Annotated in this window: 18 protein-coding genes; 13 read left to right on the top strand and 5 right to left on the bottom strand. The window is 34.3% G+C overall.

The genetic code is table 11. The annotated features are described in order from the left end of the window. Positions 1-137: 137 nt before the first annotated feature. The 4 genes from BLW20_RS05905 to BLW20_RS05890 all read left to right on the top strand — a co-directional run bounded on the left by BLW20_RS05905 (position 138) and on the right by BLW20_RS05890 (position 4,686). Positions 138-2,114, top strand: coding sequence for a T9SS type A sorting domain-containing protein (locus BLW20_RS05905; RefSeq protein WP_091097367.1), 1,977 nt, complete (start codon positions 138-140; stop codon positions 2,112-2,114). A 288-nt stretch (positions 2,115-2,402) separates the two neighbouring features. Beyond that, positions 2,403-3,149: a porin family protein gene (locus BLW20_RS05900; RefSeq protein ID WP_091097499.1), complete on the top strand. Its 747-nt coding sequence runs from the start codon at positions 2,403-2,405 to the stop codon at positions 3,147-3,149. Positions 3,150-3,336: 187 nt separating this feature from the next. Further along, complete coding sequence (locus tag BLW20_RS05895; RefSeq protein WP_091097365.1) at positions 3,337-3,909, top strand: porin family protein; 573 nt, start codon at positions 3,337-3,339, stop codon at positions 3,907-3,909. Between the two features lie 189 nt (positions 3,910-4,098). After that, positions 4,099-4,686: a porin family protein gene (locus BLW20_RS05890; protein WP_177165040.1), complete on the top strand. Its 588-nt coding sequence runs from the start codon at positions 4,099-4,101 to the stop codon at positions 4,684-4,686. A gap of 256 nt (positions 4,687-4,942) precedes the next feature. On the opposite strand, the gene BLW20_RS05885 is transcribed toward BLW20_RS05890, so the two are convergent. Beyond that, positions 4,943-5,377: a nucleoside deaminase gene (locus BLW20_RS05885; protein ID WP_091097361.1), complete on the bottom strand. Its 435-nt coding sequence runs from the start codon at positions 5,375-5,377 to the stop codon at positions 4,943-4,945. A gap of 59 nt (positions 5,378-5,436) precedes the next feature. Here BLW20_RS05885 and BLW20_RS05880 point away from each other — a divergent pair, with 59 nt between their 5' ends. The 3 genes from BLW20_RS05880 to BLW20_RS05870 are packed head-to-tail and all read left to right on the top strand — an operon-like array spanning position 5,437 to position 9,133. Then, on the top strand, positions 5,437-7,206 hold the full coding sequence (locus BLW20_RS05880; RefSeq protein ID WP_091097359.1) for a 1-deoxy-D-xylulose-5-phosphate synthase: 1,770 nt from the start codon (positions 5,437-5,439) through the stop codon (positions 7,204-7,206). Between the two features lie 16 nt (positions 7,207-7,222). Further along, entirely contained in the window at positions 7,223-8,443 is a 1,221-nt protein-coding gene (locus BLW20_RS05875; protein WP_177165039.1) for a DUF3078 domain-containing protein, read from the top strand. Between the two features lie 3 nt (positions 8,444-8,446). Beyond that, positions 8,447-9,133, top strand: coding sequence for a porin family protein (locus BLW20_RS05870; RefSeq protein WP_091097355.1), 687 nt, complete (start codon positions 8,447-8,449; stop codon positions 9,131-9,133). On the opposite strand, the gene BLW20_RS05865 is transcribed toward BLW20_RS05870, so the two are convergent. The 4 genes from BLW20_RS05865 to asnS form a co-directional block, all read right to left on the bottom strand. Further along, positions 9,121-9,726 carry a hypothetical protein gene (locus BLW20_RS05865; protein ID WP_091097353.1) on the bottom strand — a complete coding sequence of 202 codons (606 nt, stop codon included), beginning with the start codon at positions 9,724-9,726 and terminating at the stop codon, positions 9,121-9,123. The two genes, BLW20_RS05870 and BLW20_RS05865, sit on opposite strands and share 13 nt — an antisense overlap. Then, on the bottom strand, positions 9,726-11,189 hold the full coding sequence (rpoN, locus tag BLW20_RS05860; RefSeq protein ID WP_091097351.1) for an RNA polymerase factor sigma-54: 1,464 nt from the start codon (positions 11,187-11,189) through the stop codon (positions 9,726-9,728). Before rpoN ends, BLW20_RS05865 begins: the two co-directional genes overlap by 1 nt. Before the next feature lie 125 nt (positions 11,190-11,314). After that, positions 11,315-11,944 carry a hypothetical protein gene (locus BLW20_RS05855; protein WP_091097350.1) on the bottom strand — a complete coding sequence of 210 codons (630 nt, stop codon included), beginning with the start codon at positions 11,942-11,944 and terminating at the stop codon, positions 11,315-11,317. A gap of 70 nt (positions 11,945-12,014) precedes the next feature. Further along, positions 12,015-13,451, bottom strand: coding sequence for an asparagine--tRNA ligase (asnS, locus tag BLW20_RS05850; protein ID WP_091097348.1), 1,437 nt, complete (start codon positions 13,449-13,451; stop codon positions 12,015-12,017). A gap of 153 nt (positions 13,452-13,604) precedes the next feature. On the opposite strand from asnS, the gene BLW20_RS05845 reads away from it, so the two are divergent. The 6 genes from BLW20_RS05845 to BLW20_RS05820 all read left to right on the top strand — a co-directional run bounded on the left by BLW20_RS05845 (position 13,605) and on the right by BLW20_RS05820 (position 17,755). Then, positions 13,605-14,150, top strand: a complete 546-nt coding sequence (locus BLW20_RS05845) for a hypothetical protein (RefSeq protein ID WP_091097345.1) — start codon at positions 13,605-13,607, stop codon at positions 14,148-14,150. Further along, entirely contained in the window at positions 14,137-14,661 is a 525-nt protein-coding gene (locus BLW20_RS05840; protein WP_091097343.1) for a hypothetical protein, read from the top strand. The genes BLW20_RS05845 and BLW20_RS05840 overlap by 14 nt, the downstream gene beginning before the upstream one ends. 25 nt (positions 14,662-14,686) lie before the next feature. Next, positions 14,687-15,181, top strand: coding sequence for a DinB family protein (locus tag BLW20_RS05835; RefSeq protein ID WP_091097341.1), 495 nt, complete (start codon positions 14,687-14,689; stop codon positions 15,179-15,181). Positions 15,182-15,312: 131 nt separating this feature from the next. Beyond that, a complete protein-coding gene (locus tag BLW20_RS05830) occupies positions 15,313-15,984 on the top strand; it encodes a response regulator transcription factor (RefSeq protein ID WP_091097339.1) in 672 nt (223 codons plus the stop codon). Between the two features lie 2 nt (positions 15,985-15,986). After that, positions 15,987-17,264: a sensor histidine kinase gene (locus BLW20_RS05825; protein WP_091097337.1), complete on the top strand. Its 1,278-nt coding sequence runs from the start codon at positions 15,987-15,989 to the stop codon at positions 17,262-17,264. 59 nt (positions 17,265-17,323) lie between these two features. After that, positions 17,324-17,755 carry a PepSY-like domain-containing protein gene (locus BLW20_RS05820; RefSeq protein WP_091097335.1) on the top strand — a complete coding sequence of 144 codons (432 nt, stop codon included), beginning with the start codon at positions 17,324-17,326 and terminating at the stop codon, positions 17,753-17,755. The last annotated feature ends 863 nt before the right edge of the window (positions 17,756-18,618 follow it).

Here is an 18,618-nt window from a genome sequence, read left to right as displayed (position 1 = left end):
TAACACTGCTTATTCCCTCTTTGAGGAGGACTAGGGAGGTGTAGCCAATCAAAACCAAATAAAATATACAGTTTATCACAAATCAACAAATCAACAAATCAACGATTCAACAATTCAACAATAAAACAAAAGAAATTATGCAACAACAATTACACCCAACAAAGTTTGTCATGCTGAACTTGTTTCAGCATCTCATTCAGTTTGTCATGCCGAGCCTACGGTCACTGAGCCTGCGGTTACTGAGCCCTGTCGAAGTATCGAAGTGCCAAATACTATCTTTCCTCTTTCTTCTTTCCTCTTTCTTCTCAACCGCCCAAACCTACAACTGGGACTGGGCAGTAAGCGGTGGCGGACCTTCGGGCGACTCCGGCAATGAACAAATACACGATATTAAAGTTGGCACCGACAATAATTATTATTTTATTGCTTCGGTTTATGGAAAGAATGGGGTGCAACTTGATGGGCAATCTGTAAAAACCTACAACTTATCAAGTTCTGTAGCAGGGGGAGTGGAGGATATCTTTTTATTTTCTACTACGTGTGATGGTACCGTACGTTGGAGCCAAGCCATTGGAGGGGCATTTGATGATAGTGCTTACAATTTGGTTTTAGACAGCCAAAACAATGTTTATATAGGCGCTTATGTAAGGAATGACGATGCTACTACTGACGGACTGCCCGTTCATTTTAGCCCAACAGACTCTATACCTTACCCTGACCTTACCAACCCACAAATAGCACAAGAAGGTTTTAAAACAGCATATTTAGTAAAATACGACAGCAATGGCAACTATATTAAAAGAGAAGCTTTAGAAGGAGCTGTTAATGCTATGGAGTTTTTACCTCCGCAATTATTAGACCTTGCAATAGACAGTAAAGATAACTTACATTTTATAATTGGCTTACGTAAAGGGAATGGCTATTTAGATAATAATGTTAATGTTCCCAATACCACTGCAGCCTTTCAATATTATCTGGCTAAATACGACAAGGATCTAAATTATGTAAGCAGTATGCTTTTGCCTATTCCGGACGGAACCGGTTTTGCCAAAGGATCTACCTATTTTGCTTACGATGAAAACCTAAACCGATATTATGTTACAGGTCATAGAAAGAATGCACCACTTACGTATGACGGCAGTAGTGTAGTTAACCTTTCATTTTTATTTGCCATTGACGGTACCAATGGCGGCTTGTTGTGGCATAGAGAACTATATTCTAATCCAATAGTAGGAGGACCTGCCATACAGCCGTCTAACAGGTTCAAATCAATTAAAATTGATACGAATTCAGATATATATATTGGAGGAGATTTGTACAAAAACTATAACGAGCAAGACCTAAAGATATATGATCCTAATGATCCCAGTGTAACCCCATATCTCTTTACTCCTGGTGCAGACTTTACTATACCTATGATTTTTAAAATTAACAGTAACGGAGTGGTACAATGGGTACAGGCAACAGCTGCTTATAGTTCAGGTGTTTTAGGACCTGCACCACGACAAGGTAAAGGTATTGCCCTTAAAGGAAACGAGGTTGCTTTTGGGGTACAGAGTGGTGCAGATTTTTGGGGTACAATAGAAGTAGTACGTCCAATAATAAATTATCAACCGGATCCTGTATTGGTACGTTTGAATAAACAAACCGGGGCGGTAATAAACGTACACGATATACAGGGTGAGGCTGTAAGTACCAAACAAATGACTGCTGTAGCCACCGATAACGACGGCAACTATATAACCGCCGGTACTTTTAATGCCAATTTGTTTATGAACAACACACTAGGCATAACCCCTTTGGTAAGCACTGGGCAGTCAAACTTTTTTGTTGCCAAGTTAGGAGCTTATGCCTGCGGTACCAACAGTACCGAAAAGTTTAACAACATCAAGGTAAATGTTTACCCAAACCCAACCAATGATATTATAAATATAGAAACCGATGAAACTTTGTTAAATTATGTAGTTTACGATATGAACGGGCGTGAAATACAAAACGGCATGTTTGGCAGCAGTAACCAGTTAAACCTGCAAAACGCAACCAATGGAGTTTATTTTGTTAAAGTAACAACCATTCACAATAATGTAGCAACGGTTAAGGTGATTAAAAAGTAAGTTTATAGCTTTAAGCTTTAGGCTATAAGCTATAAGCAAAGAAGGTGTCCGAAAAGTCAAATAATTAAGTGTAATTGTCATTCCGACAACGGATGAATCTCTTATAATAGTGCTTTATATTTTTCGACTTCACTCCGTTTTGCTCAAAATGACACTTTTCGGACAGGCTTTTTTTATTAATTGTTGTTTAGAGCTGTTTTGATTACCATACTTTTTTAGTTAATAATTTTGTAAAATCAAATAAATGGTTAAATTTGTTTGAAAAGTTATTTAAAAAACAAATATTTTATGAAGAAAATTACCTTAACTTTATTAGGTTTAGTTGCGTTCTCTACAAGTGCACTGGCACAACAAGAAGTAAAATTTGGTCCCAAAGCAGGGGTTAACTTTGCTAATGTAAGCGGAAAGTTTTTTGATGCTGAATACCAGGAAGATCAATTAGAGTTTGATAAAGGACAAACTGGCTTTCATATTGGAGCTTTTGCAGAAATTAAGTTTAACGATAAATTTGCAATTCAACCCGAAGTTTTATATTCTGTGCAAGGTGGAAAATATAAACAGTATGAAAAAGGTACGGATATTATTTTTGGAATGCCTATAGATTATGAAATAGATGGTGAAATGAAATGGAATTTACATTATATCAATGTGCCAATTATGGCTAAATATTATATAATTCCAAGTTTGGCTATTGAAGCAGGACCTTATGTAGGTTTTAATATTAAATCCGAATGGAAATCTGAATATAAGAGTTCATTAACATTTCAAGGTGAAACTGAATTAAGTTCAGGAAAGGAAACAGAAGATATTAAAAATGGAACAAATTCTGTTGATTTTGGTTTAGGAGCAGGTGCAAGTTTTAATTTAAATAATGGTTTCTTTGTAGAAGCACGTTATAATTTGGGATTAAGCAAAGTAGGTAAAGATTTTACTTTTGTTCAAACAGATGAAGAAGGAGAAAGATATGAAACTCATTTAAAAACTGATAATGTTAAAAACGGGGTGATCCAAGTTTCTATTGGTTACAAATTTTAATAAATCCTTCTAGAGTGTACTTAAAACGTTGTTTTTTGTTTAAAAAAAATATTGGTAGAAAATAATGTAAAAAGGTTACTTTTAAATCAGTGTAGTTTTTTATATCATATTTTTTTTAGTTAATAATTTTGTAAAATCAAATAAATGGTTAAATTTGTTTTAATAGTTATTAAAAAATAAATATTTTATGAAAAAAATTACCTTAACCTTATTAGGTTTAGTTGCGTTCTCTACAAGTGCATTGGCGCAACAAGAAGTAAAATTTGGTCCAAAAGCTGGGGTTAACTTTGCTAATTTAAATGGTGCAGAGAACAGTGAAATGAAAACAAGTTTTCACGTAGGTGCTGTTGTTGAAATTAAATTTAACGAAAAATTTTCTGTTCAACCAGAGGTTTTGTATTCAGCTCAAGGTGCTTCATTTAATGCGTTAGGAGTAGATGGTGAAATTAAGAATGACTATATTAATGTGCCAATTATGGCAAAATATTATATCGTTGAAGGGTTTTCTGTTGAATTGGGTCCACAAATTGGCTTTTTAATGAAATCTGAAACTAAGGTTGGTAATATTACAACTGATTCTAAAGATTTTTATAAATCTACTGATTTTGGTTTGAATTTTGGTTTAGCTTACGATTTACCTATAGGGCTTTTTGTTGGAGCGCGTTATAACCTAGGTTTGTCAGATATTAGAGAGGATACTAATGTTGGAGATGCAACTAAAAACGGTGTAATTCAAGTAGGTGTTGGATACAAATTTTAATTGAAATAAAAATATGTAAATTTAACTCTGTCAAAGTTTTAAACTTTGACAGGGTTTTTTGTTTACCCAAATACTACTTGTAGAAAAAACACACAGTTTTCCTGTTTTTTAATTAGCGTAGCCCATATTTTTTCGGTAATTTTGGCTTTGGATTAAAATTTGATAAACAATTCATAAATGCCCAATATTATGAAACAGTTACCCCAAATTATCGCAATGCTTTGTACGGCATTGTTTTGTGCCAATTCAGTACAGGCACAAGAATTTTCGTTTGGACCCAAAGTGGGTTACAACAATGCGAAATTATCAGGAAAAAGCTGGAGTCAATTCCATGATAACAATTCAAAAAATGGATTCCATGCCGGTTTTTTTGCCGAACTTCGGTTTAATAAAATTGCTATTCAACCCGAAGTGTATTATTCTTCTGAAGGCGGAAAATGGAAAGTTGATAACGCAACCGTTGAACACGATTTTAACCTGAATTATGTCAACGTTCCGGTAATGATTAAATATTATCTAACCAATTCATTAGCTATTGAAGCCGGACCGCAAGCCGGTTTTTTAACAGAATCGAATATGAAGTTTGAAGATTTAAATCCGGACAGTCCTAAATTCAATGATTTTAACTTTTCTGTCAATGTAGGTTTAAGTCTTAATCTGCCGTTAAATTTAATGCTTTCGGCACGCTATAATGCCGGAATGACAAATGTAACCGATCACCCCGATGTAGATTGGAAAAATAAGGTAATGCAATTATCTTTGGGGTATCGTTTTTAAATAATAACCTCAATTCGATTGGTAATTCATTGATAATTAACATATCATAAGAGTTGGTTAATCCTGCAAGGTCTTTTTTTTGACCTTGTAGGTATAAATTATCAAAAAAATTAAAGCTACAAGGTTTTAAAAATCTTGCATCTTTGGGATACCGTTTTTAAATAATAAAGTTGTTTAGAAAAACATATAAAATTTAACTTGGCATTCCAACGAAGGAGGAATTTAAGGATTCTTCACTTCGTTCAGAATGGCATTTTTATCTTTTATTTTGAAAAAAATCAAGCATTAAACTTTTACATTCCTGTTCTAAAACTCCGTAGATTATTTCGGTTTTTGGATGCAACTGTCCACCCATTGTTTCAAAACCCCGTTTGTTGTCTTTTGTTCCCACAACAATTTTTGAAATCTGGCTCCAATACAATGCACCGGCACACATTTGGCAGGGTTCCACGGTTAAATACAGCGTACAGTTTTTTAAATATTTTCCACCAATGGCATTCGCAGCAGCAGTAATCGCCTGCATTTCGGCATGGGCGGTAACGTCGTTCAAGTTTTCAGTTAAATTGTGCGTTTTTGCAATGATCTGATTGTTGGCTACAATGACTGCGCCTATAGGAATTTCACCCTTAAAAAAAGCTTCTTTTGCTTCGTTTAACGCAATACGCATATAATATTCATCGTTAAGTATCATTCCAAAATATGGTTTTAAAATAAGATATTATTGTAAATTTGTTCAAAAATATAAAATTAATGGCAGCCATTTTACCTACTATTCAATTTCCTTCTGATTTAAAATCGAAAACCATGGAAGAATTGGAACAGTTAGCCGGTGAAATCCGTAGGTTTATAATCGACGTGGTATCGGTCAACGGTGGTCATTTGGGGGCGAGTTTAGGCGTGGTGGAATTAACCATTGCACTGCATTATGTGTTTGATACGCCAATTGATAAATTGGTTTGGGATGTTGGTCATCAGGCATATGTACACAAAATACTTACAGGCAGAAAAGAAGTTTTTGACAGCAACCGGAGAAAGAATGGTATCAGTGGTTTTCCTAAAATCAGTGAGAGTGAATATGATGCCTTTGGCGTGGGGCATTCTTCAACTTCGGTCTCGGCAGCATTGGGTATGGCTATTGGCGATAAATTACAAGGCAAAAATAATCAGCATATTGCGGTGATTGGTGATGCCTCAATCGCCTCGGGCATGGCTTTTGAAGCTTTGAATCACGCCGGGGTAACTAACGCTCGTCTTATAGTTGTTTTAAACGATAATGCCATTGGGATAGACCCCAGCGTAGGTGCATTGAAAAGTTATTTGATGCAGGTGAAGCAAGGAAAAAATCCAAAAGAAAACAATATGATTAAATCGTTGAATTTTGATTATTCAGGACCCATTGACGGGCATGATTTAAAAATGCTCATTAATGAATTCCAACGATTAAAAAATAAAAACAAACCTCAGTTCCTACACGTTGTTACTACCAAAGGTAAGGGATTGAAAAAGGCAGAAGAAAATCAGGTGCTGTACCATGCACCGGGGAAGTTTGATAAAATAACAGGAGACCTGTTACAAAATAACCAACAAGAATTTACCAAATATCAGGATGTTTTCGGGCTGACGTTGTTAGAATTGGCTCAAAAGAACAATAAACTATTTGCTATTACTCCGGCAATGCCTACCGGAAGCTCTTTAAAATATATGATGGATGCGTTTCCGGATCGTGCCATTGATGTGGGAATTGCTGAGCAGCACGCGGTTACTTTGGCAGCAGGTATTTCGTTGAGTGGTTTTACTGTTTTTTGTACCATTTATTCTACTTTTTTGCAACGGGCTTATGATCAGTTGATTCATGATGTGGCATTGCAAAATATTCCTGTAATTTTTTGTATTGACCGTGCCGGTTTGGTGGGTGAGGATGGAGCAACACATCAGGGAATTTTTGATATTGCTTATTTAAACGCCATTCCCAATTTAAAAATACTGGCACCAAAAGATGCTGTTGAGTTACGGCAAACATTATATACGTTGCAAGATGCTAATTCACAGCCTGTAGCCGTTCGTTATCCACGGGGTTATTCATCAGAAAAAAATTGGAAAGTACCTTTTGAAACAATCGATTTTTCTAAAATCCAGAAAATTAAGAAAGGAACTGAAGCAGCTGTTTTTTCAACAGGAACCATTATCGAAAATGTTTTGGAAGCACTGAATTTTGATACCGGTTTTTTCTCGGTGTATCATTTTTTACAGATAAAGCCCCTAAATGAAAAAGCTATTGTTGATTTAATCGAAAGGTATCAAACCATCATCACATTAGAAGAAGGAGTGATTAATGGCGGATTTGGCAGTATGATAAATCAGATTGTTTTAAAAAACAAATTAAAAGTTACGATAATAAACCTGGGAGTGCCCGATGAATTTATAGAGCACGCCACCGTAAACGAACAATTTATTTATTGCGGATTAGACAGCTTATCCATGCAAAATTTATTTAAAAAAGTAAGTAATGTATCAATTTAGAATAATTGTATTTTTTATGTTTTTTTCAGCAATTGGCTTTTCACAAACAGTCGATTCGCTCGAAATGGAAAAAAAGCAAAAAAGTATAGACGCTTTTTACAGAACACAATTTTCGGTTTTTGACACCTTGGTTAAAAAAAATGACACTATTTTTATACGACCAATCACGGTGGAACCCAAAATGGTTTTGCAGGATTCTGTTTTAATGGAACTTAAGTCGGGCGATGTGCAACAAGTGGTGGTTTCTACTTTTGAAGTAACCAAACGCAATAAAAATACCGATTTAGCTTACTTCTTAATTCCTAAACCCAATGGTTTTGTTTACGACAGAACCCCACGTGCCAATTCACAGATTCTTTACGATGCGTTATCTCCCATTCGGTCTGAGTTAAGTTTTTGGAAAAAGACCAACAGTGTTGGATTGGATATCAATCAGGGAACGTTTTCAAACTGGAGTGCCGGCGGGTATAGTTCGGTCTCCGGAATTGTGAAAGGCGACTTTTCAAGAAATTACGAAAAGGGCAGAACCGTTTGGCAAAATGAGTTGAAAGTGCGTTACGGGCTGAACAAACAAGAAAATGTAGAATTGCGGAAAACAGATGATGTTTTAAGTATCAATTCTTCTTTTGGTTACAAATCATCGGTCAAATCGAACTGGTATTATTCTGCCAAAATGACCTTAAACACGCAAATGGCTAACGGTTACGCTTATCCCGATGTAGAAAATCCTATTTCGCGGGCATTTGCACCGGCATATTTATTTGTGGGTATCGGTTCTGAATTCTTTAAAAATAATTTTAAGGCATATATTTCACCGCTTACCTTGAAATCAACATTGGTTTTAGACGATGTTTTAGCGAACAAAGGAGAGTTTGGTTTAGAAGGCGGTGTTTTTGACGAAAACGGTAATTTGCTGAAAGCAGGACGAAAATCTAAAAATGAATTGGGTTTTCTTTTTACAACCGAATGGAATAAAGCGTTAATGAAAAACGTTTCATTAAAAAATAATTTAACTTTATATACCGATTATCTGAATAATTTTGGAAATGTTGATGTGGACTGGCAGCTTATGTTAGAAATGAAAGTAAACAGCTTGTTAAAAGCAACTTTAGGCGGACATTTGATTTATGATGATGATATCAAGAACAAGCGCGATGTTGACGGTGTGCAGATAACCGAAGGTCCGCGGGTACAGTTTAAACAATTGCTAAGCGTTGGCTTGGTTTATAATTTTTAACAAATGAAACTATTTCTTAACATATTGTTTTTGTTGGTCTCGGTAACGGCGATTTCTCAGGCTACCGACAGCTTGCCCGCTTTAGACAGAACCATAAAAGTAACAGATCCTTTTTACAGGGAAGATCAGTTTTATGTGGGAATAACACATAGCATATTACGACAAAATTCGGACGATTTTTCACAGCGTACCATTTCGATCGGAACCAATTTTGGATTTCTAAGGGATATTCCACTAAATAAACAACGAACCGTTTCTATTGCTCCCGGTTTTGGATTTGCATTTTATAATCTGCGGCACAATCTTGTTTTAACTAACGAAAATCCTGTTGTTTTTGATATTGATAACGATCCGGAAAAGAACGTTCATAAACTGTCGTACATAGAAATCCCGATTGAAATTAGATGGAGAAATTCCAAAGTACACTCGCACAAATTCTGGCGGATTTATACAGGTGTCAAATACAGTTATCTGCTAAATTCAACTTCAAAATATAAAGGGACATTAGGAAATCAAACATTCAGAGGGACAGATATTTTTGAAAATTCTAATATAGGCGTATATGTTGCTGCCGGGTTTAACACTTGGAATTTTTATGCTTATTACGGTTTTAAGCCGTTGTATAAGAAAGATTTGATCAATGAAAACATCAATATGTTGAATGTAGGGTTAATGTTTTACATCTTATAAAACAAGATAAACGACGGTACAAAACCAATCAACGCGCCCAGAATAATTTCTACGTTGGTATGCGCCCTTAAATAAAGCCTTGCCGATGCTACCAAGCCAATTATTAACAATAAAATTGGTAAAATAATATATGGATTAAGGTAATAAGTGGTGGTTTGGTTTATAAACAACGGAATGACACTGCAAACGCTTGCTACGTGTACGCTGTACTTACGTTTTAACAACACACCAAAAAACAGCAGGGTATAAGAAATGCAATAAGCTATAAAAAAAATTTTCAGGGCAGAATTAGAAACGTTTTCCCATACTTTAAAAACAAGTATGTTAATTATTACAATATTTAAAAACACAGGAGCTGCGCGTTCTTGAACATTTTTAACCATTACCGACGATTTTAACAATCCTAAAGATTTTAGAAAAAAGTAAATGCATACCGGTAATAAAAACGTCATTAAAAACGTTTGCCCGGTTGCTACAAAACGTTCTACAGGAATAAAAAAATCAGCATTTAATAAGTAAAAACATCCTGTAATTATTGTAGGAATAAGTACAGGATGAAAAATATATGATATTATTTTTGCTGCGTATTTCATTAAATTTTTCTGCGCATCCGTGCTACGGGAATGTCTAATTGTTCGCGATATTTTGCAACAGTTCGCCGTGCAATCGGGTAGCCTTTTTCTTTAAGCATGTCGGCAAGTTTGTCATCGGGTAGTGGTTTTTGTTTGTCTTCTTCCTCAATGATATTTTGCAATATTTTTTTAATTTCAATAGTTGACACTTCTTCTCCCTGATCGTTTACCATGGCTTCAGAAAAGAAATCCTTAATCAGTTTAGTGCCGTAAGGTGTATCTACATACTTACTGTTGGCAACGCGTGAAATGGTAGAAATATCCAACCCAACCATATCGGCGATATCTTTTAAAATCATCGGTCGGATTTTAGTTTCGTCGCCGTCTAAAAAATATTCTTTTTGATATTCAATAATGGCACTCATGGTTACAAACAAGGTTTCCTGACGCTGTTTAATGGCATCTATAAACCACTTGGCCCCGTCTAACTTTTGTTTGATAAATTGAACGGCATCTTTTTGTGCTGACGATTTTTCGTTAGTTTCCTTATAGGTTTGCAACATTTCCTGATAATCCTTAGAAACGTGTAATTCCGGGGCATTTCTGCTGTTTAGTAATAATTCTATTTCACCGTCTTCTACTTTTACCGTAAAATCGGGAATGATGTGTTCCACAGCTCTTGAATTGCCCGAAAAACTCCCGCCCGGTTTAGGATTCAGTTTCTCTATTTCATCAATAGCTTTGCGAAGCTGTGATTGTGAAACGCTGTATTTCTGCAATAATTTATCGTAATGTTTTTTGGTAAATGCATCAAACTGATTTTCAACAATGTCTTTAGCCAAATCAATCCATTCATTAGGCGTTTTATTTTGTAGCTGCAACAACAGGCATTCCTGTAAATCACGTGCGCCCACACCGCTTGGCTCCAACTCATGAATGATGTTTTCTAAAATATCTTGCACTTGTTCTTCAGAAGAGTAAATACCTTGCGTAAACGCCATATCATCTACAATATCCTGAATGTCACGGCGAATGTATCCCATATCGTCCATACTGCCAATCAAGAATTCGGCAATGGTTCGTTCTTCGTCTGTTAGAATAAAAGTATTTAGCTGTTCAATTAAGCTTTGATGAAAACTGATTTGTGCTTCAATCGGCATAAAAGTTTCCTCATCGTCGTCGCTGTAATTATTGCTTTTAAGTTTGTAATCGGGTATTTCGTCATCACTTAAATAATCGTCGATATTGATGTCTTCCGTATCAATATGATCGTTATCGTAATCGTCGTAATCATCGTCGTTATCCTGAAATTCATCTGCTTCATTCAAATCATCTTTGCCCGATTCCAATGCCGGATTTTCTACCAATTCTTCTTTTAATCGTTGTTCAAATGCAAGCGTGGGCAATTGAATCAATTTCATTAATTGAATTTGCTGCGGCGATAATTTTTGCGATAATTTTAACTGTAAATTCTGCTTTAACATTTTATAATGCTCCTTGTAACTTTATTGTTTTAAAAAAGTTTGACACAAACTAATTTATCCAAAAATAACAAATAATTAGCGTTGTGTCAAACTTTAAAGGTTGTAAAATATACGTTTTTTTTGTTTTATTTTAAAAGTCCCAATGCACGAATGTTTTTATGAATTTGAACTATATTTTCTGGTATTTCAGCATTTAATAACCAATTTATATCTAAACCATTGTTTATGGCTGCTTTCATAAAATCAGGGTTTTCTGCAATACTTTTGCCTAATTTGTTAAGGTTTACACGAAATTCGTATTGTTCGTCTTCATGAAATTTTGAAATATTCATTAAAATTTTAAAGATGCGTGCCAAAGCAGGGACATAAAATTTGTTTGCTTTTATTGGTTTATAGGTTTCTAATTTTTTATTTAGTTTTGGAATTATTCCGTTTAAAATTAGTAAATTAAGGTAAGGTTCACCAAATTTATCTTTTGTAATTTGTACGTGTTCGTTAATCATTCCGCTCATATACCGCACATCCATCGATAAATAACCGGGTGAATAAAATTGTTCAACAGCTCGTTCTATTTGAAAAGCTAATGATTTTTGTATTTTATTTCGTTTTTCTTCAACAGTTTCTGTACTTACCAATTCAAAAAGCAAACGGTTAGCCAATGGTAAATCTTTTTTTAACAAACGGAAAATTAGTTTGTCTTTTTCTGTTGATGATAGATGGGTTATAGCCTCTTTTAGTTCTTTAGGTAAAATCATTAATAAACGAATTAAAGATGTAAAATAATAAAAAAAACGTTCAAACTTTTTTAAGTTGAACGTTTTTTATTTAAAATTCTGCACTTCCCGGTGTTCTTGGGAATGGAATTACGTCGCGGATGTTTGTCATTCCTGTTACAAACAATACCAAACGTTCAAATCCTAAACCAAAGCCCGAGTGAACTGCCGAACCAAAACGGCGGGTGTCTAAATACCACCATAATTCTTCTTCAGAAATGTTTAAGGCTTTCATTTTTTCAACTAAAACGTCGTAACGTTCTTCACGTTGTGATCCGCCAACAATTTCACCGATTCCCGGGAATAGAATATCCATTGCACGAACTGTTTTACCGTCTTCGTTCAAGCGCATATAAAATGCTTTGATTTTTGCGGGATAATCAAACAAAATTACCGGACATTTAAAGTGTTTTTCTACTAAAAAACGCTCGTGTTCACTTTGAAGGTCAGCACCCCATTCGTCAATTAAATACTGGAATTTTTTGTTTTTGTTGGGTTTAGATGCTTTTAAAATATCGATAGCTTCTGTGTACGAAACGCGTTTAAAATTGTTGTCTAAAACAAAATTCAATTTTTCAAGCAGGGTCATATCAGAACGCTCAGCCTGCGGTTTCGATTTTTCTTCATCGATCAAGCGAGCTTCTAATTGTTTTAAATCGTCTTCACATTTTTCAAGTGTGTATTTGATAACCGATTTAATAAAATCTTCTGCCAAATCCATATTGGCATCTAAATCATTGAAAGCAACTTCGGGCTCAATCATCCAAAACTCGGCTAAATGGCGTGAAGTGTTTGAATTTTCCGCTCGAAATGTTGGCCCAAAGGTATAAATAGAACCCAATGCCATGGCGTATGCTTCACCTTCTAACTGCCCGGAAACGGTTAAATTGGTGTGTTTTCCAAAAAAATCTTCTTTGTAATTAATGCTTCCGTCTTCGTTTCTTGGAGCAGATCCGTCTAATGGTAATGAGGTAACCTGAAACATTTCACCGGCACCTTCTGCATCAGATCCCGTAATTACAGGGGTGTTTACATAGAAAAATCCGTTTTCCTGAAAATATTTGTGCACGGCATAAGCCAGCGTGCTGCGAACACGCATAATGGCACCAAACATATTGGTACGCACGCGTAAATGGGCATTTTCACGTAAAAATTCTAACGAGTGTTTTTTAGGCTGCATGGGATATTTTTCAGGATCCGAATCGCCTAAAATCTCTAATGACGAAACCTGAATTTCGTATTTTTGACCTTTTCCCTGACTTTCAACCAATGTTCCTTTAATACTTAATGCCGCACCGGTTGTAATGCGTTTTATGATTTCCTCGGCAAATGTGTCTAATTCTAAAACACATTGAATGTTGTGAATGGTAGAACCGTCGTTTAATGCGATAAACTGGTTGTTTCTGAATGTACGAACCCAACCTTTGGCTACTACTTCCTGTAAAAGACTTGATCCTGATAACAGATCTTTAATCTTGGTATGTTTCATTATATATTGCTATAATTTAGATGTCAATAATTACAGTGTGTAAAAATACAACTTTTTTAATTGTTTTAACGGATTAATTTTATTGAAAAAACACGTTATTTTAATATCTTTGATATAATCACAATGATCAATTTTTAGTTAACGATTTTTTTTATGAGGTTTCTTTGTATTGCATTTATATTGATTTTTACTTCATGTACAAAAGAGAAAGTCCGTTTGCAGGAGGATTTTGTTTTTACGTCAGGAGGAGATGCAAGAATTAAATCGTTCAAATTTATAAATGATACTGTTTTTGTAGCTTCAGAATATCCAAAAAGTGAAAATGTTCATTACTTTTTGTTGACCGATGAACAAAAAAATAAAATAAATATTTTTTTAGATAGTATTAATAAAAGGAGTTATAAGTCAGAATATATTCAGGAAGGTTTACAGGATGGAGGGTCGTATCAATTTGAGTTTTTAAACAAAAAAAGAACTATTTACGTTTATGGATTTAATGGTAGTTATGAGATTGAAGAATTAAATTACATAAATAAATTTGCAACATTTCTTGAAGAATTGTATGAATCAAAAATGCGATGGGATTTAAACAATCAAGTGTATTATCAGGGTCAAGAAGTTTATTGGAATAAAGATGTGGATTTTGGAGATTTAGAAAGATTTATAGTTCCAGATATTCCGTACGATGCAATACATTAATTTAAATATAGTTTTCATGAGGTTTCTTTTTATTGCATTTATATTGATTTTTGTTTCGTGTACAAAAGACAAAGTTCGTTTACAGGACGATTTTGTTTTTGGATATGCAGGAATGCAAAATTTGAAAGTATTTAAATTTACAGGCGATACTGTTTTTGTTTCGCCTAGTTACCCTGCAAGAGTAAAAGCTTATTTTTATTTGATTGATGATTATGAAAAAAATAAAATCAATGAATATTTAGATACCATTAAAGGGAATAATTTTGAAAGGGAATATATAAATGAGTATGTTAGGGATGGTTTATATTATCAATTTGAATTTTTAAAAAGTAAAAAGCGAGTTTACGTTCAAAATTTCGAATCTGAAGAAACAAAAACGCTTACAGAGTTTGCAAATTATTTGATCAATCTAAGTGATAGAAAAAAGGAAATAGAGCATTCCAATTTAAAAATTGACTTTGGAAATACAGCAATCTTTTTTAGAGAGTCAGAACCTTGTCCATTTGAATAAACTAAACAACAAAAATTAAATAAAAATGAGCATTAAAAAAGCAATACTAATTGAATTAGAGCGCGAAAAAGAAAATACAAAACGTATTATCAGTCGGTTAGATGATGACAAATTTAGTTACAAACCTCACGAAAAATCAATGACAATGGGGCAGTTGGCAAACCATATTGTAGAACTGCACAATTGGGTCGATTATATAATCAATAAAGAAGTGTTTGATTTTCATACCGATTATAAACCATCAACGCTAACATCGGTTGATGAATTATTAGAAGCACTGGAAAATGGTTTTGAAAAAAACAAAGCCATTATAGAACAAATGAACGAAAACGTGGTATTTGAAAACTGGACGATAAAAGCAGGCGATCACGTGATGGCCTCCATGCCAAAGACAGGTGCGTTGCGATTTATTGTAACCAATCATTTAGTGCATCACCGCGGGCAGTTAACCGTTTATATGCGTTTGTTGGATATTCCTGTTCCGGGTGTTTACGGGCCATCGGCAGATGATAAAGCTTAAAAAAAGAGCCGAAATTTCTTCCGGCTCTTTTTTTATTTTTTGCTTAACAGTATTTCGTTTTTATTTAAAGTAATTTTATCGGTTGAATGATAATATAGAAATTCAGATATTATCCTTTTTAACGATTACTTATGAAAATTCTGGTAATAGAAGACGAAGTCCAGTTGCAGAGGATCATTGTAGAATTCCTGAACAATGAGAAAATCTTAGTAGAATCGGCAACCACGTTTAAAGAGGCTTTAGATAAAATTATTTCGTTTGATTACGACTGCATTCTCTTAGATATTATGCTGCCCGACGGCAGTGGAATGGATATTTTAAAAGAGTTGAAAAAGCTACAGTCAAAAGCTTCTGTGATTATTCTTTCGGCTAAAGACAGCGTAGAGGATAAGGTAGAAGGTTTGCTTGTAGGTGCCGATGATTACCTGGCAAAACCTTTTCATTTTGCAGAATTGCTGGCAAGGATAAAAGTAGCTTTGAGAAAAAATCAACAGAACGGAAACGCATTGTTGCAATACAAAAACATTGTGGTAAACCCCGAAGACCGTATGGTTACCGTTGCTGGCAAAGAGTTAAAACTCAATAGGAAAGAATACGAGTTGTTATATTATTTCATGCTTCGTCCGGAAAAAGTAATGCAGAAAACCACATTGGCAGAAACCGTTTGGGGCGATCATATTGAATTTGCCGACAACCTGGACTTCATCTATTCGCAAATAAAAAACCTTCGTAAAAAACTAAAAACCGCTCATTCCGAAGCCGATATTCAGGCGGTTTATGGTGTAGGTTATAAATTACAGTAAAAATGAAAGTGTCTTTAAAAAATTATTCGTTCCGGTATCTGGTGCCGTTGCTTTTTGTGGTTATGGGCATCTGGGCATTTTTGTTCTATAAAACCATTGTTGATGAAGTGTATGACAATATCGACGACGGATTGAAAAATCAGAAAATAGAAATAATCAGAGAAGCTTATGTAGATCCAAACATAACGAAAGTAAACGAATTTGGCGTGAATCAGTTCCGTATCTTAAAGGTTTCAGATGACGATTACGATGAGAGCAACCACTTAACCACCGAAATGGTTTTTATGCCTTATGATGGCGAAAACGAACCGTACAGGGTGTTGCGAACTGGTTTTCACGGCGTAGATAAAGAAAAATACATCTTGGAAATCAGAACTTCAATGATGGAAGAAGACGATATGATCTTTAATTTATCGATTTCATTAATTGTCTTGTATGTATTGATTTTATTAAGTGCCTTGGTCATTCATCAAGTGGTTATCCGCAAGGCGTTAAAACCTTTTTATGCCATTTTAGATCAAATCAAACAATATCGTTTAGGTAAAAATACTCAGATACAATCGGTAAAAAGCAATGTTATTGAATTTGCGAGTTTAGAAGAAGAAGTTATCGAAATGATTGACCGCAACGAGGAAATGTACCAACAGCAAAAACTGTTTATAGAAAATGCTTCGCACGAACTGCAAACACCTTTGGCAGTAACTATAAACGAACTGGATCTGGTGTTAGAAAATACCGATATGCCCGAAAAAGAGTATCTCAAAATTACTGCTGCCAAAGACGCGCTGTGGCGAATGGTGCATTTAAATAAATCGCTGTTGATGCTTTCGCGTATTGACAACCACCAGTATAAAATGACCGATAAGGTTAACTTTACCGAAGTGCTTCAAAACGAATTAGAGACTTTAAGTTCAATTATAGAAGAAAAACAACTTTATGTGCAATGTGAGAAGAAAGGCGATTTTATAGTGAAATTTCACCCTGAAATGGCTCGTGTTTTACTTTCAAACCTGTTGCGGAATGCGATAAAACACAATAATGAAGAAAAAAAACTTTTAATTTTGATTGATACAATCGAATTGAAAATTGCCAACAGCGGCAGCCACATTCCACTCAATCCAAAATTGATTTATGAGCGTTTTTATAAGCAGGGAACCGCCAAAAACAGTAACGGATTGGGGCTTTCTATTGTAAAAAGCATCGTTGAAAAACAAAATGCTATTGCACTTTCTTATTCATTTTTAAACAACCTGCACGAATTTAAAATCACAAAAAAATAAATTCCTAATTCTTTCCTAATTTGGTTCTGAACTTTGCTTTGTAATATTAAATAAATCAAATGATGAAAAAGTTAGTGGTAGCAATTGCTTTATTGGTAGGAAGTGTAACTTTTGCACAAGACCGTGTAATTACTTTTAGCGAATTGCCAAAAGCAGGTCAGCAGTTCATAACCAAATATTTTGGTGCAAAACAGGTAAGTTTAGTAACGTTAGACGACGATTATCTTTCTAAGGATTATGAATTGGTTTTAACCAACGGAACAAAAATCGAGTTTGCGGGCAACGGTGAATGGAAAGAGGTTGATGGCAAACGGAACGCAATTCCCACCGGATTTATTCCTAAAAACATTCTTTCTTACGTTAAAAAGAGTTTTCCAAACACAGAGATTGTGAAAATTGAAAGAGAACGGTTGGGGTACAGTGTAGAATTAACCAATGGTTTAGATTTAGATTTTAACAGTAAAGGTGATTTTTTACGTGTAGATGATTAAAAAGAAAAGACAGTTAAAAACTGTCTTTTCTAATATTAATAACTTAAAAATACTTAATGATGAAAAAATCATTTTATTATAAGGTAAATATATACTTTTTTTTAAGATTAAATAATTTTAGATTATTATTTTTCAGTACACACCAAAAAATAATAAGCCACAGATGAACAAATAAAATTTGATAGTTACAACTCGTTGTGTATTTAAGAAACGAAAAATATCAACTAGCGTCACTTCGAGTGAGATTTCTGTAACGAAGTAGAAGAAATTTTGTGTCGAGAAGTATTTTATTTAGTTCCCGATACAAAATCTTTCAGATTTTTACTCGAACTGATGAATTTTTGTCCAAATGCACAACAGGTAGTTACAATCAAAAATGAACACAAATAAATGCTTTGCACTTAATTCTGAAGTCTTTAAAATTTCGACAAGTCGAAATTATCTGTGGTAGTATAATTTTTGTCGTTTACTTAAAAAAGAACGAATAAAAAAGGGAAGACAGAAAAAACTGTCTTCCCTAATATATTAATAAAAACATTATGATATTATGAGAAAATCATTATGTAGTAACAAATATACATTTTTTTTATATGAAAGTTTAATTTATTTTAGCCAAAAGATGATTAAAAAAAGAGGCTGTCTAAAAAGTCACAAAACGCAAAAATCCCGAAAATTTTCGGGATTTTTTTTGTGTTTATACCCTCAAAATATGTATCTTGAGCTCGTATGATAAACAAGTCAAAAATACGCTTTAAGTCGCTACCAGCCAATAGTCCAAGTCTTTTTTCTGAAGATATTTTTAATAAAATTCCTCAAAACCATCCCGTTCGATTGGTTAACGAAGTAGTCAACCAATTAAATAT

The sequence above is a fragment of the Paenimyroides marinum genome (genome assembly GCF_900108395.1).
In the GTDB taxonomy this organism is placed as follows: domain Bacteria; phylum Bacteroidota; class Bacteroidia; order Flavobacteriales; family Flavobacteriaceae; genus Flavobacterium; species Flavobacterium marinum.
The sequence above is the reverse complement of the archived record's forward strand: the minus strand, read 5'-3'. Positions and strand labels throughout refer to the sequence as shown.

Excerpts from the sequence above, each read along its gene's own strand:
- rpoN (WP_091097351.1), bottom strand. The coding sequence starts at position 11,189 with ATGTTAAAGCAGAATTTACAGTTAAAATTATCGCAAAAATTATCGCCG.
- BLW20_RS05865 (WP_091097353.1), bottom strand. The coding sequence starts at position 9,726 with ATGAAATACGCAGCAAAAATAATATCATATATTTTTCATCCTGTACTT.
- BLW20_RS05900 (WP_091097499.1), top strand. The coding sequence starts at position 2,403 with ATGAAGAAAATTACCTTAACTTTATTAGGTTTAGTTGCGTTCTCTACA.
- BLW20_RS05820 (WP_091097335.1), top strand. The coding sequence starts at position 17,324 with ATGATGAAAAAGTTAGTGGTAGCAATTGCTTTATTGGTAGGAAGTGTA.
- BLW20_RS05835 (WP_091097341.1), top strand. The coding sequence starts at position 14,687 with ATGAGCATTAAAAAAGCAATACTAATTGAATTAGAGCGCGAAAAAGAA.
- BLW20_RS05830 (WP_091097339.1), top strand. The coding sequence starts at position 15,313 with ATGAAAATTCTGGTAATAGAAGACGAAGTCCAGTTGCAGAGGATCATT.
- BLW20_RS05885 (WP_091097361.1), bottom strand. The coding sequence starts at position 5,377 with ATGATACTTAACGATGAATATTATATGCGTATTGCGTTAAACGAAGCA.
- BLW20_RS05905 (WP_091097367.1), top strand. The coding sequence starts at position 138 with ATGCAACAACAATTACACCCAACAAAGTTTGTCATGCTGAACTTGTTT.
- BLW20_RS05825 (WP_091097337.1), top strand. The coding sequence starts at position 15,987 with ATGAAAGTGTCTTTAAAAAATTATTCGTTCCGGTATCTGGTGCCGTTG.
- BLW20_RS05890 (WP_177165040.1), top strand. The coding sequence starts at position 4,099 with ATGAAACAGTTACCCCAAATTATCGCAATGCTTTGTACGGCATTGTTT.
- BLW20_RS05840 (WP_091097343.1), top strand. The coding sequence starts at position 14,137 with ATGCAATACATTAATTTAAATATAGTTTTCATGAGGTTTCTTTTTATT.
- BLW20_RS05855 (WP_091097350.1), bottom strand. The coding sequence starts at position 11,944 with ATGATTTTACCTAAAGAACTAAAAGAGGCTATAACCCATCTATCATCA.
- BLW20_RS05875 (WP_177165039.1), top strand. The coding sequence starts at position 7,223 with ATGTTTTTTTCAGCAATTGGCTTTTCACAAACAGTCGATTCGCTCGAA.
- asnS (WP_091097348.1), bottom strand. The coding sequence starts at position 13,451 with ATGAAACATACCAAGATTAAAGATCTGTTATCAGGATCAAGTCTTTTA.
- BLW20_RS05845 (WP_091097345.1), top strand. The coding sequence starts at position 13,605 with ATGAGGTTTCTTTGTATTGCATTTATATTGATTTTTACTTCATGTACA.
- BLW20_RS05895 (WP_091097365.1), top strand. The coding sequence starts at position 3,337 with ATGAAAAAAATTACCTTAACCTTATTAGGTTTAGTTGCGTTCTCTACA.
- BLW20_RS05870 (WP_091097355.1), top strand. The coding sequence starts at position 8,447 with ATGAAACTATTTCTTAACATATTGTTTTTGTTGGTCTCGGTAACGGCG.
- BLW20_RS05880 (WP_091097359.1), top strand. The coding sequence starts at position 5,437 with ATGGCAGCCATTTTACCTACTATTCAATTTCCTTCTGATTTAAAATCG.